10 protein-coding genes and 1 other RNA gene are annotated in these 12,443 nt (G+C 71.7%); 6 read left to right on the plus strand and 5 right to left on the minus strand.

The features are described from left to right. The first annotated feature begins 48 nt into the window (after window positions 1-48). Complete coding sequence (locus ABT345_RS02245) at window positions 49-993, plus strand: PhzF family phenazine biosynthesis isomerase (protein ID WP_345083630.1); 945 nt, start codon at window positions 49-51, stop codon at window positions 991-993. Window positions 994-1,402: 409 nt separating this feature from the next. Beyond that, window positions 1,403-2,770, plus strand: coding sequence for a hypothetical protein (locus ABT345_RS02250; RefSeq protein ID WP_386460113.1), 1,368 nt, complete (start codon window positions 1,403-1,405; stop codon window positions 2,768-2,770). 184 nt (window positions 2,771-2,954) lie between these two features. Here ABT345_RS02250 and ABT345_RS02255 read toward each other — a convergent pair whose 3' ends face one another. Further along, window positions 2,955-3,353: a hypothetical protein gene (locus tag ABT345_RS02255; RefSeq protein WP_345083632.1), complete on the minus strand. Its 399-nt coding sequence runs from the start codon at window positions 3,351-3,353 to the stop codon at window positions 2,955-2,957. 415 nt (window positions 3,354-3,768) lie between these two features. Here ABT345_RS02255 and ABT345_RS02260 point away from each other — a divergent pair, with 415 nt between their 5' ends. Continuing rightward, window positions 3,769-4,416, plus strand: coding sequence for a hypothetical protein (locus ABT345_RS02260; protein ID WP_345083634.1), 648 nt, complete (start codon window positions 3,769-3,771; stop codon window positions 4,414-4,416). 504 nt (window positions 4,417-4,920) lie between these two features. On the opposite strand, the gene ABT345_RS02265 is transcribed toward ABT345_RS02260, so the two are convergent. Further along, entirely contained in the window at window positions 4,921-5,256 is a 336-nt protein-coding gene (locus ABT345_RS02265; protein WP_345083636.1) for a hypothetical protein, read from the minus strand. A 558-nt stretch (window positions 5,257-5,814) separates the two neighbouring features. Here ABT345_RS02265 and ABT345_RS02270 point away from each other — a divergent pair. Further along, window positions 5,815-6,936 (plus strand): pentapeptide repeat-containing protein, encoded by a 1,122-nt coding sequence (locus ABT345_RS02270; protein ID WP_345083638.1) that lies wholly within the window; start codon window positions 5,815-5,817, stop codon window positions 6,934-6,936. Between the two features lie 339 nt (window positions 6,937-7,275). Here the strand turns inward: ABT345_RS02270 and rnpB are convergent. Continuing rightward, window positions 7,276-7,676: RNase P RNA component class A (gene rnpB, locus ABT345_RS02275), an RNA gene on the minus strand. Window positions 7,677-7,715: 39 nt separating this feature from the next. Beyond that, on the minus strand, window positions 7,716-9,227 hold the full coding sequence (locus ABT345_RS02280; protein ID WP_345083640.1) for an RNB domain-containing ribonuclease: 1,512 nt from the start codon (window positions 9,225-9,227) through the stop codon (window positions 7,716-7,718). A 492-nt stretch (window positions 9,228-9,719) separates the two neighbouring features. Here ABT345_RS02280 and yaaA point away from each other — a divergent pair, with 492 nt between their 5' ends. Together yaaA and eda are read left to right on the plus strand one after the other, a co-directional pair. After that, the gene (yaaA, locus tag ABT345_RS02285) at window positions 9,720-10,517 is read left to right on the plus strand and encodes a peroxide stress protein YaaA (RefSeq protein WP_345085071.1); all 798 of its coding nucleotides are present in this window, start codon (window positions 9,720-9,722) and stop codon (window positions 10,515-10,517) included. Window positions 10,518-10,588: 71 nt separating this feature from the next. Next, window positions 10,589-11,239: a bifunctional 4-hydroxy-2-oxoglutarate aldolase/2-dehydro-3-deoxy-phosphogluconate aldolase gene (gene eda / locus ABT345_RS02290; protein ID WP_345083642.1), complete on the plus strand. Its 651-nt coding sequence runs from the start codon at window positions 10,589-10,591 to the stop codon at window positions 11,237-11,239. A gap of 61 nt (window positions 11,240-11,300) precedes the next feature. Here eda and ABT345_RS02295 read toward each other — a convergent pair whose 3' ends face one another. Continuing rightward, complete coding sequence (locus tag ABT345_RS02295; RefSeq protein ID WP_345083644.1) at window positions 11,301-12,440, minus strand: bifunctional RNase H/acid phosphatase; 1,140 nt, start codon at window positions 12,438-12,440, stop codon at window positions 11,301-11,303. Between the last annotated feature and the right edge of the window lie 3 nt (window positions 12,441-12,443).

A 12,443-nucleotide genomic window follows, 5' to 3' on the forward strand; every position in this document is an offset into this window, starting at 1 on the left:
TGGGCACCCCTCGGGAATAGCTCACCGCGGCAGCAGGTTCTCGCCGCCATGACACGCGACGACACCTCCACGACCGGCACCGGCCCGACGGGCGTCACGACGGCGGCGGACCCGGCCGGCTCCCCCGAGATCCTGCGCTACACCGCCTTCTCCGACGACCCCGCGGGCGGCAATCCGGCCGGTGTCGTCCTGGACGCCTCGGGGCTCGACGACGCGGCCCGGCTCGCCGTCGCCGCCCGGCTCGGCTACTCCGAGACGGCATTCCTCACCGCCCCGCCCGAGGGCCTGGGCACACCGGGACGCGCCTTCACCATCCGGTACTTCAGCCCGCTCGCCGAGGTCTCGTTCTGCGGCCACGCCACGGTCGCCACCGCGGTCGCCCTCGCCGAGCGCCTCGGCCCCGGTGAGCTGACCTTCGCCACCCGCGCCGGCACCGTCCCGGTCACCGTCCGCGAGACGGGCGGCCGCCTCGTCGCCACCCTCAGCAGCGTCGAGCCGTACGTCACCGACATCGCCCCGGGCGATCTCGCCGAAGCACTGGCCGCGCTGGGCTGGCCCGCCGCCGACCTCGACCCGGCGCTGCCGCCCCGCATCGCCTACGCCGGGGCCCGCCATCTGGTGCTGGGCGCCGCGACCCGCGCCCGCCTCGCCGACCTCGACTACGACTTCCCGCGCCTGGCCGCGCTGATGCGGCGGCTGGACCTCACCACGCTCCAACTCGCCTGGCGGGAGAGCGAATCGGTCTTCCACGTCCGCGATCCGTTCCCGGTCGGCGGCGTCGTCGAGGATCCGGCCACCGGCGCCGCGGCCGCCGCCCTCGGCGCCTACGCCCGCACCCTCGGCCTCGTCACCGCCCCCACCACCCTCACCCTCCACCAGGGCCACGACCTGGGCCGCCCCGGTCTGCTCACCGTCGAGCTGCGCGACGGCGACCCCCGCGCCCACGTCGGCGGCACCGCCACCGCCCTGCCGGAGGCCCGGCCGACTGGATGACTGGATGACACGGAGGGTGAACGACCCGGCGGCGTAAGGGAGTTCAGCCGCGAACGGCCGAGTGACGTAGCGAACCGAACAACCCGACAGGGTAAGGGAGTTGAGCCCGAACGACCGGGGACGTAGCGAACCGAACGGCCCGGCGGCGCAAGGAATCCGGGGCATGGCGGAGCACGACGGGGGGCGTTCCGCACATGGCCGGATTAGGCATGGTCCGGACCATGGTCGTGAACGCCCGTCGCTCCGTAGGGTGTTGCCCGCGCCGCCGACCGCTGTTCACCCCGCGTACGCCCGGGGGTGCGGCCGCCGTTGGCGGCGGCGTTGGACATTGTTCGCGACACCGGAGCCGTCGAAGGGCACACCCGTGCGCAGTCGTCTTTCCCCGTCCCCCCGCCCGGCCCACCGCCGGATACCCCTCGTCCTCGGCGCGGCCCTCGGCCTCACCGCCGCCGGGCTGGGCGGGCCCGCGCTCGCCGCCGCCTCCGGCGGGCCGGGCATCTCCCTGTCGTCCGGCTACCTCTCCGGCGCGGTGGGCGCCACCGGCGATCCGTCGGTGACCGTCAAGCTGTCGGGCGGCGACGCCTCGGCGCTGAAGGTGTCGGCGCAGTCCAGCTCCGACACGTCCGTCGCCCGCACCGGCGACGTCCACATCGGCGGCGACGGCGCCACCCGCACCCTCACCGTCACCGCCCGCGGCACCGGCTACACCGACCTGAAGATCAAGGTCACCGACGGCGACGGCGGCTCGGCCACCGCCACGCTGCACTACGCGGCGTCCGCCGCCGTCCAGCACGCCGCGGACACCCGCTACTTCACCGGCTCCAGCGACGCCTCGGCCGCCGTGGACGCCGGCGGCGGTTACGTCGTCATCGCCGACGACGAGTCGAACGTGCTGCGCCTGTACGACCGGCGGGCCGGCGGCGCACCGGTGAAGACCTGGGACTTCAGCGACGAGTTGGGTGTCTCCAAGGAGATCGACATCGAGGCGGCGGCCCGGGTCGGCGACACGATCTACTGGACCGGTTCGCTGGGCAACAGCAAGAAGGGCAAGTTCCAGCCCGACCGCGCCACCGTCTTCACCACCGAGGTCAGCGGCTCCGGCGCCGGCACCCGCCTGACCCTCGGCGGCTCGTACAAGAAACTCCGCGACGACCTGGTGGCCTGGGACGAGAAGCACGACGACAGGTACGGCTTCGCCGCCGGTACGGCCGAGGGGCAGGTGCCCAAGCAGATCGACGGGTTCAACGTGGAGGGCCTGGAGTTCGCGCCCGGCTCCACCAGCACCGCGTACATCGGCTTCCGGGCGCCGCTGGTGCCGCCGAAGGAGGGCGGCAAGGCGCTGCTGGTGCCGGTCACCAACTTCGACAAGGTCGTCGCCGACGGCGCCCGTGCCATCATCGGCACCCCCGTCGAACTGGACCTCGGCGGTCTCTCCGTCCGCGACATCCGCAAGAACGCCGCCGACCAGTACCTGATCGTCGCCGGTTCCTGGTCCGCCGAGGACAACAGCGCCCCGTACGCCCTCTACACCTGGGACGGCGTCCCCGGGCACGCGCCGGTCAAGTCGCAGGACCTGCCGACGAAGGACCCCGGCGGCTGGGAAGCCGTGGTGGACGTCCCCGACCTCTCCGCCCCGGACGCCCGCGCCCAACTGATCACCGACGACGGCTCCGCCGACCTCTACGGCGACGGCACCGAGGCCAAGGACCTCCCACACGACGAGTGGAAGAAGTCCCGCGCGACGTGGTTCCCGGTGGGGGCGAAGGGCGGGCGGTAGCCGGGACCGGGGGCCGACTCCCGGGCCGTGCGGGGCGGCACCCGGTACGTACGAGGCGGCACCCGGTGCGTACGGACCGGGTGCCGGCCGCTTTTCGGTGACGACCGGCACCATCCGCGGGCTGGGCCGGCTGCTGCTCTGGTTATCCGTGATGTGCGGGCTCTGGACACCGGCGGCTTCGTGGTCAGCCGCCCTGATTGACGCGCCGCAACTCCCGCCGAAACCCGAAAGACTTGACCAGCGACCGCACCCCGAAGGCAACCAAACCGACTCCTACGAGCGCCCCCACGGCAGCGATGGTGACGTCGAACTTACGGTAGGCGGCACCGAAAACAAGGAACGCACCACCGAAGATCAGGCACTGAACGAAGGCCCTGGTGCTGTTGTGGATACGAACGGCCAGTACACGCTGGGTGTGGGTGAGGCCGGCGGGAAACGCCTTGTACGGATCATCACTGAAAGCCCAGCCCACGTGCATCCGCGGCATCGGTTCTTCGGGCGGGTCATCAGGCAGCAGATCGGGCCGCTGACCGGACTGCCCATACAGGCCGTTACCCACGCGCCCGTCCTGGCCACGCTTCACTGGCCGCATGGTGATCCTCTCCCCCGCCCTCAGATGCTCGGCGCGGAGTGTGTCACACGGGTCGTGCGCGGGCGAGTTCTGCGGTGTCGGCAAGCTGTCCGGCGACACCGTCCGACCCGAACACACGAGGCACCGCAGGAGGCTCAACGTTGTCCAGGCCGAGGCCGGACCTCCGAATGAACCCCAGCAGATCGCGGGAATTCATGGCCGAGCCGGGCGAAAAAACATCGCGACACCGGGGCACGCCGCATGCCACAGCTGGATCACGAAGAAGACCTCATCGCTGCCGACAGCAGGCCTCTCCACCGCTGCCCTCCTCACCGGCTTCGCCTTTCCGGAAGGGTAATTTCGTCAACAACACCGTCATCACCGCCTACCGCAAGGGCATGAACAAGTGCCCCAATTGAGTAAATCAATGACATCTGAGTACCAAGAGATCACGGAACGGCAGGCAGAGATCATCCGCTTGCTGCTCCACCACATCCATGCGCCCCTCGTCGGCGCCACGCACATCCGGGGTGTTCTGCCTCCGCCGGCACCCGCCGAGGCCATCCGGATCGTCACCGGCTCCATTACCGCCTTCACACCAGACGAGTTGATCACCTATGAGATCCCCATCCGCGTGAAGGATGATTTGCTGAACGCGTACGACATCATCGGCATTGTGCGCGCTCTACTGACCGGAACTCACTTCTACTCCAGCGACCTCATCAGCAGCGTGATGGGGATGAGCCTCGTTCGCGTGGACCTTGCGAACGTGAAACCGTCCCCAGCCACACCGAACGACAATGCACTGAAGATCCTGCACTGCTTGGCGCTTCCTCTTCCCGAGGAAGCGCCACAGCCGCTTCTGCGCGGTTTTCTCTTCCGCGACCAGGACCGGTTGCGGATCTACCTCGAAACCGAGAGTACCCCCGGGGTGATCGCCGCCGACGTACGGCCTTCAGGTACCCTCTCTTCTTTGATTTCTGCCCTGCCGACCCTGATTACCGAAAAGGAACGCATGACGGCGGATGACACAGATCCGCACTGCTCCCACGTAATGGACCTCACTGACTGGTAAGGCGTCAGTTCGTTCCCCGCACTCCGCTCAGTAAGGCAGAGGGCCCCGCCATAAGGGGGGCGCGGTGCCGGGCCGAAGCGCCCAGGCTTCGCCCGTTCAAGTCCGGCGACCAGGTCCCCACTCACCTCTGCACCCGCACCTCGGTCGCCAAGCGCCACCAGGTTCGACATCTCGTCGTACCCAGCGGCCTGCACGAGCAGCTCGCCTTTGCCTGCCCCCGTTATCCACGAGGGCCGATACCGCTGGAGAAGCAGTCGCCGGGCGGCGGGCGCCACCGACTTCGCACGCCGGACCGCGTATGCGGCGCGGCAAGGAAGGGGGAGGTTGCGGACCGCTCAGGACCGGCCCGGTGAGGCCGCAGAGAGAAAGGCCCCCGCCATCCCACGAGGGGACGGCAGGGGCCTTCCTCTTCCCTGTCGCGCAGGCACCGCTCGAACCGAGAGCGTCTCTCCATTCCTCAGAATTCAGGCAACAGTGCGGATCCCGAGCGATCGAGAGGTGCCCTCATAGAAAGCACCCTTTGGTGCCGGTGTCCTTGATACTGGCGGGCGGCCCAAAGAATGTCGCCTGACGCTTCGAGCGCCCCGGGGTCTGGAAGCAGCGCCCGTCGCCTCCGAACCTTATGCGGAGGAAGTGCGACGATTTGCAGGTGTTGTGCCAGTAGACAGTGGTCGTGACGGTTCCGTCGGCCCACGAGTAGCGGAAGCAGTGACTGGTCCCGCGGTGCATCTTCTGGATCGAGGGAACCGATGCAGAGGCGGCATCGGCAGGCCCGGCGCCGAGTGCGATGACTGCTGCTGCCGCTGCCCCGAGCGCCGCGATTTTGCTGCGGTGGTGCATGATCCTCCTGTCGACAGCCGCGCCTCCCCCGTCGGCAGACGCGGCATTCGTCTGTCGGGCGCGGACACGCTAGTCGCCGGCCAAGACCGCCTGACAGGCGCATTCAGGCCAGTCCGAGAATTTTCAATTCCGGTAATTCCAGCCGTATCCGCGGATCCTCACACTCCGGTCTCGCGTCGGCGGAATCGGCCGTTACCATTCCGGACAACGGAAACGTCGGCATGCACAAGGCAGGCCGAAATCCTCGTTTGATAAGTAGGAACGGCCGCCGCCACCCGATGACGCCGCCCGCCAACCCCTCGGGTAGCTCGCAAGCCTTCGCATGGGGAATCCCGTCTGGTGAGCCTGGCCCGACGATGCCAGGGTGTCGACACACAGCTGCGCCGGCTCCCCGACAGGCCGGCTCTCACGCACAGCGATCAGCGGCATGGCAGGCAGCCAGGACGGATTGATCAAACAGGCCGCGTAACGACCGCTGTCTCGTTCATGCTCGGCACCATGCCCAACCCGTTAAAACGCCAGCTGCCACAAGGACGTCACACCCCACGCCTGTGGTCGGTGTGGATCGTCGCGCCTCTCGCCCTAGCCGTCGTGGGAGTGCTCGCCTACGGCCTCTTCCAAGGCGCGGACGCACTGCTCATCGCGAAGAACAAGACGGGGAAGCCGGTCGACGTCAACGACGTCATCAAGACCGCCGTCACCGTCATCACCCTCATCGGCGCCGTCCTCGCAGGCGTCTACGCCTACCGCAAGCAACGCCTTACCGAAGGCGACTCACGCCGGGCGGATGCCAGCCAGCTCGCCGACCGGTACTCGACCGCAGCAGAACAGCTGGGTCATGAGCAGGCCGCCGTTCGACTCGCTGGTGTGTACGCGATGGCGCGGCTTGCGGATGACTGGCCGGAACAGCGGCAGGTGTGCATCGACGTGCTATGTGCGTACCTGCGTATGCCCTACGAGACCAACCGCGACGCAAATGGCTTCAAGACAGGCGAGCGGGAGGTTCGGCACACCATCATCCGCGTGATCCGCGACCACCTACGAGATCCAGAGGCACCAACGACGTGGTGCGGGCTCAATCTGGACTTCACCGGGGCCACCTTCGACGGCGGGGACTTCAGCGGCGCGAAGTTCAGAGGCAGCGAGGTCACCTTCTTCGGCGCGAAATTCACTAGCGGCAGGGTCGCCTTCTTCGGCGCGCAGTTCGCTGGCGGCGAGGTCGACTTCGGATACGCGCAGTTCAGAGGCGGCGGGATCGACTTCAGAGCCGCCCAGTTCACAGGCTGCAGGGTCTCCTTCTTCGGCGCGAAGTTCAGAGGCAGCGAGGTCACCTTCAACACGGCGCAGTTCACAGGCGGCGAGGTCGACTTCAGAGCCGCGGAGTTCAGAGGTGGCGAGGTCCACTTCGGATACGCGGGGTTCACAGGCGGCGAGGTCACCTTCAACGCCGCGCGGTTCACAGGCGGCACAGTCAGCTTCAGCGGCGCGGTCGGCTTCGGCGGCGCGGAGTTCACAGGCGGCGAGGTCACCTTCAACACGGCGCAGTTCACAGGCGGCACAGTCACCTTCAACGGCGCGGAGTTCACAGGCGGCACAGTCACCTTCAATGGTGTGCGGGTCGCGAGTGCGTCCAGCATCGATTGGGGACCGTTCCCGGTGATTCCGCCGAATGTGCCGTGATCGAAAGAGGATCCGACCCCGCCCAAACACGTCGGCACTCCGGCGCAGCCACATCGCGGCCCGACTTTACTGAACTTTCCCCGTCCCGAGCGCGAAGGGGCACGCACGTCCGTTCTGGGGTTCTCTCACTCCGTGCCCCAAGGAGTGCTCCGGCCTCTCCGGGAGGCCCAGCAGGACCGCAACCGCTGCCCCTTCACCGCCACACGATCGCCACACAGCACTGAGAAACACCCCGAAATGCTCACTAACAGTGACCATCGCGCTCCGCCCTCACAGCGCACGAAAAGGGCCCCTGACCTGGCAAAATTCCAGGTCAGGGGCCCTTCCCCAGCTAGCCGGCGGACGAGACCGGCCTGTACGCCGGGTTCTGTCTCCCCCGGTCCTTGCGGGCCGAGGGGAGGCGGCCATCCATCTAGGGCTGCCGTTGCCGGCAGCCTCGTGCGGTCTACCCGCGGACTCGGGCGGGCAGCCCTCGATCGTCCGCGCAGGAGCGCCGGGGCGCCCCCTCTTGACCTTGCTCCGGGTGGGGTTTACCGAGCCCTCCGAGTCACCTCGGAGGCTGGTGGTCTCTTACACCACCGTTTCACCCTTACCGGTGCCTTGCGGCGCCGGCGGTCTGTTCTCTGTGGCACTGTCCCGCGGGTCACCCCGGGTGGGCGTTACCCACCACCCTGCCCTGTGGAGCCCGGACGTTCCTCGGGAGGGTCCGAAGATCCTCACGCGGCCGCCCGGCCGGCTCGTCCGCCGTGGTGACCATGCTACCCGGCCGGACCCGGCGGTCAGGCCGGGGTGAAGCGGACGGGGTCGCTGCCCGGTTCGGCGGCGGTGAGGCGGACGCGGAGGGCGTCGCCGGGGCGCGGGGCGGGGGCGTCGGGCGGGGCGGTGAGGTGGCCGGTGACGGCGGGGGTGCGGAGGTGGACGGTGGCCCCGGCGGGAGCGTCGGTGCCGGTACCGGGAGCGGCTTCGGTGTCGGTGTCGGTGACGACGGCGTCGAAGGTCTCGCCGATCCGGTCGCGCAGCAGGGCGGCGGCGACGAGGGCGACGCACTCCTCCTCCGCGGCGTCGGCGCGGCGGGCGCCGGCCGCCATGGTGGCGGGCAGGCCGGTCAGGACGGAGCGGACCCAGGGCGGCGGGGCGATGCCGGCGGAGGCGGCCAGGCAGAGTTCGGAGGTGTAGCGGTCGACGAGGCGGCTCAGCGGGGCGGTGGCGTGGGCGTACGGCAGGGCGACGGCGGCGTGCACCGCGGCGGACGGCGGCGGAGGGCTGCCGTCGAAGGCGAGGTAGCCGCCACCGCGCAGCACGGTGGCGCACTCCTGGAGGAACGCGGCGTGCGAGGCGCGGTGCGGGTCGAGGCCGCGGACGAGCGCGGCGTACGACGTGTGGTGCGGCCAGTCGACCCCGAGGGCGTGGGCGGTGCGGCGCAGGCGGGCGACGGAGCCGTCCGGTGCGGTGGGCAGGGTGCGCAGGATGCCGGTGCCGGCGGCGAGCATGAGGTCGGCGGCGGCCACGCCGACGAGCTGCGCGAGCTGGGCGGTGAACCGTTCGACGGGCAGCGGGGCGCGGTAGGCGAGGGCGTAGCGGCCGTCGTGGGCGGTGAGCCGGGCCTCGGGGACGTACAGGGAGGCTCCGCCACGGGCGCGTTCGCGGGCCTCGCGCAGCAGACCGGTCTCACGGAGCAGGGCGAGGGGTTCCTCGGCGGTGCCGTCGTCGAGGATGCGCTGGACGGCGGGGTGGTCGAGGCGGGCGCGGGAGCGGACGCGGGCGCGGCGTACGGAGGCGGTGGCGAGCGCGCCGTCCGCATCGAGGTCGAGCTGCCACAGGACGGCCGGGCGGTCCTCGTCGGGCAGGAGGCCTGCGGCCCGCTCGCTGAGGGCGTACGGGTGGAGGGGGACGCGTGCGTCGGGGAAGTGGAGGGTGGTGACGCGGTGGTGGGCCTCGGCGTCGAGGGCGCCGCCGGGGGTGACGAAGGAGGCGACGTCGGCGACGGCGTAGTGGAGGCGGAAGCCGCGTCCGGCGGGGCGGCGGGCGAGGAACATCGCGCGGTCGAGGTCCGGGGCGCCGGGCGGTTCGAGGGTGAAGAGCGGCAGGTCGGTGGCGTCGGCGAGGCTGTGGGCGGTGGCCACGTCGCCGGTGGCGGTGGGGATGCGCGGGGCGAGGGCGGCGCTGTCGGCCTCCGCCTGGGCGGTGGGCGGGAAGTGTTCAGGGATCTCCAGCCGCCAGCGCAGTCCGCGCAGCGCGGCGCGCAGCGGGTCCTGCGCGGCGTCGGTCACGTGCATGGGGCGGCGGGGCATGGCACCGAGCGTAGGGCGGTGCGGCGGGCCCGGCGCGGTACGGCGGGGCGGTCCGGGGCCGGTCGGGTGCGGCCGGTATGGCGGTCGTGAGCTGCGGTTCCGTGGCGCGATGGGTGGCAGGGCTCGGCCTTGGGTGCGGGGTGGCGAGGGTCGGCGGAAGCCGAGCGGGGGCCGGTCGGGTGCGGGGCGGCTCTCACGGGCGTGAGCTGCGGTTCCGTGGCGGGGTGGACGGAAGGGCCCGGCCTTGGGCGCGGAGTGGCAGGCCCGGCCTTGGGCGCGGAGTGGCGGGCCCGGCCTTGGGCGCGGAGTGGCGGGCCCGGCCTTGGGCGCGGGGTGGCGGGCCCGGCGGAAGCCGGCCGGGTGCAAGACCGGGCTCGCGGCCCTGAGCTGCGGTTCCGTCGTGACCCTCGGCAGGATCTACCCTTTGGCGGGGCCTGCCGGGCAGCTGCGCCGGGGGCCTCGTACAGCTTTTGCCGCGTGAAGGAGAAGACCGTGCTGGTGCTGTTGCCGCCGTCCGAGGGGAAGGCCGCGGGGGGCGAGGGGGCGCCGCTGGAGGTGGCCGGGTTGTCGCTGCCGGGGCTCGGGGCCGCGCGGGAGGCGGTGCTGGCGGAGCTGATCGCGCTCTGCTCGGGTGACGAGGACAAGGCGCGCGAGACGCTGGGCATCGGCGTGGGGCTGCGGGGCGAGGTCGCGAAGAACGCGGCGCTGCGGACGGCGGGCACCCGCCCGGCCGCGGAGGTCTACACCGGGGTGCTCTACGACGCGCTGGGGCTGACGACGCTGGACGCGGCGGCGCGGGAGCGGGCCGACCGGTCGCTGCTGGTGTTCTCGGGGCTGTGGGGCGCGGTGCGGCCCGGTGACGCGATCCCCTCCTACCGTTGCTCGATGGGGGTGAAGCTGCCGGGTCTGGGGGCGCTCGGGGTGTACTGGCGGGAGCCGATGGCGCGGGTGTTGCCGGAGGTCGCGGCGTCCGGGCCGGTGCTGGATCTGCGGTCGGCGGCGTATGCGACGGCGTGGAAGCCGAAGGGCGAGGTCGCGGGGCGGACGGCGACGGTGCGGGTGCTCCAGTCGAAGATCGTGGACGGGGTGGAGAAGCGGTCGGTGGTCAGCCACTTCAACAAGGCGACGAAGGGGCGGATGGTCCGCGATCTGCTGACCTCCGGAGCGGATCCCAAGGGCCCGGCGGAGCTGGTGGAGGCGTTGCGGGCGCTCGGGTACACGGTGGAGGCCGAGGCTCCGGCGCGGGCGGGCCGGCCGTGGGCGGTGGATGTGGTCGTCACGGAGGTCTGAGAACGAGCGCGTTGCATGGTGCGCAACACTCGTTGCGAAGTGTGCAGAGTCAGGCGCAGTATGGGCGCGTGATGCACGCTGCTCCCTCCCCCGCGCCCGATGTGCCCGCCTCCGTGCTGGGCCTCGCCCCCGTCATTCCGGTCGTCGTGATCCAGGACGTCGCCGACGCCGTGCCGCTCGCCCGTGCCCTGGTGGACGGCGGGCTGCCCGCGATCGAGGTGACGCTGCGGACGCCCGCCGCGCTCGACGCGCTGGCCGCCATCGCCGCCGAGGTCCCGGACGCGGTGGTCGGCGCGGGCACCCTGCTGACGCCCGAGCAGGTCACGGCGGTGTGCGGCGCCGGTGCGCGGTTCCTGGTGAGCCCCGGGTGGTCGCCGCGGCTGCTGGCCGCGATGCAGGACGCCGGGGTGCCGTTCCTGCCCGGCGTCTCGACGGCGTCGGAGGTGGTGACGCTGCTGGAGCGGGGCGTGACGGAGATGAAGTTCTTCCCCGCCGAGGCCGCGGGCGGCACCCCGTATCTGAAGTCGCTGGCCGCGCCGCTGCCGCAGGCCCGGTTCTGCCCGACCGGCGGCATCGGCGCCGCCTCCGCGCCGTCCTACCTCGCGCTGCCCAACGTCGGCTGCGTCGGCGGCACCTGGATGCTCCCGGCCGACGCGCTGGCCGCCAAGGACTGGGGCCGGGTCACCGAACTCGCCCGCGGGGCGGCCGCGTTGGCCCGCTGATCCGCGGTACGACGACGGGCCCGGCACCTGCGGAGGGTGCCGGGCCCGTCGTCGTACCGCGTCAGCGCAGGTGCGAGGTGTCGTTCAGCAGCCGCAGCGAGGCGTTGCCGTCGGCGTAGTACGCGACGGCGGAGAGCGACGCGGCGGACAGCTCCATGCGGTACAGCGCCTCGGGCGGCGCGCCGAGCGCCAGCCGGACCAGCGTCTTGATCGGCGTGACGTGGGTGACCACGAGGACGGTGCGGCCCGCGTAGCGGGCGGTCAGCGCGTCGCGGGCGGCGGCGACCCGGCGGGCCACCGTCGCGAACGCCTCGCCGCCGGTCGGCGCCACCCGGGTGGAGCCCAGCCAGGCGTCGAGGTCGTCCGGGTAGCGCTCGCGGACCTCGCCGAACGTCAGGCCCTCCCAGGCGCCGAAGTCCGTCTCGCGCAGCCCGTCCTCGATGCGGACGTCGAGGCCGAGCCGGTCGGCGACGGTGGCGGCGGTCTGCCGGCAGCGGCGCAGCGGGGAGCTGACGACCTCCTCGATCGTGCCGCGGGCGGCCAGCGCGGCGGCGGCCGCCTCGACCTGCCGCAGTCCGGCCGGGGAGAGCTCCGGGTCGCTGCCGCCGCTGCCCGAGAAGCGCTTCTGCGGGGTCAGCGCCGTCTCGCCGTGGCGCAGCAGGACGAGGGTGGCGGGCTTGCCGAGGTCCGCGTCGCCCCAGCCGGGGGCGGCCGCCTCGGTCGTGTCCTTGCCGGTGCGCGCCGGGGTGTCGAGCGCGGCGCGGGAGTCCGCGGGCCGCCACTGCCGGCCGTCGCGCCCGGCGTCCATCGCCTCGTTGGCGAGCCGGTCGGCGTGCTTGTTCCGCGCCCGGGGGATCCACTCGTACGAGACCAGGTCCGCCGGGTGGGCGGCGGCCGCCTCGGCGGCGAGCGGCTTCATGTCGGGGTGCTTGATCTGCCAGCGGCCCGACATCTGCTCGACGACGAGCTTGGAGTCCATCCGCACCCGGATCCGGGCCGCCGGGTCGAGGGCGTGCGCCGCCCGCAGCCCGGCGACGAGACCGCGGTACTCGGCGACGTTGTTGGTGACGGTGCCGAGGAACTCGGCGGCCTCGGCGAGGGCTTCGCCGGTGGCCGCGTCGAGGACGACGGCGCCGTAACCGGCCGGGCCCGGGTTGCCCCGGGAGCCGCCGTCGGCCTCGACGATCAGGGTGCGGGCCACGGC

This window comes from Streptomyces sp. NPDC000404, from assembly GCF_040300365.1.
Lineage (GTDB): Bacteria > Actinomycetota > Actinomycetes > Streptomycetales > Streptomycetaceae > Streptomyces > Streptomyces ramulosus.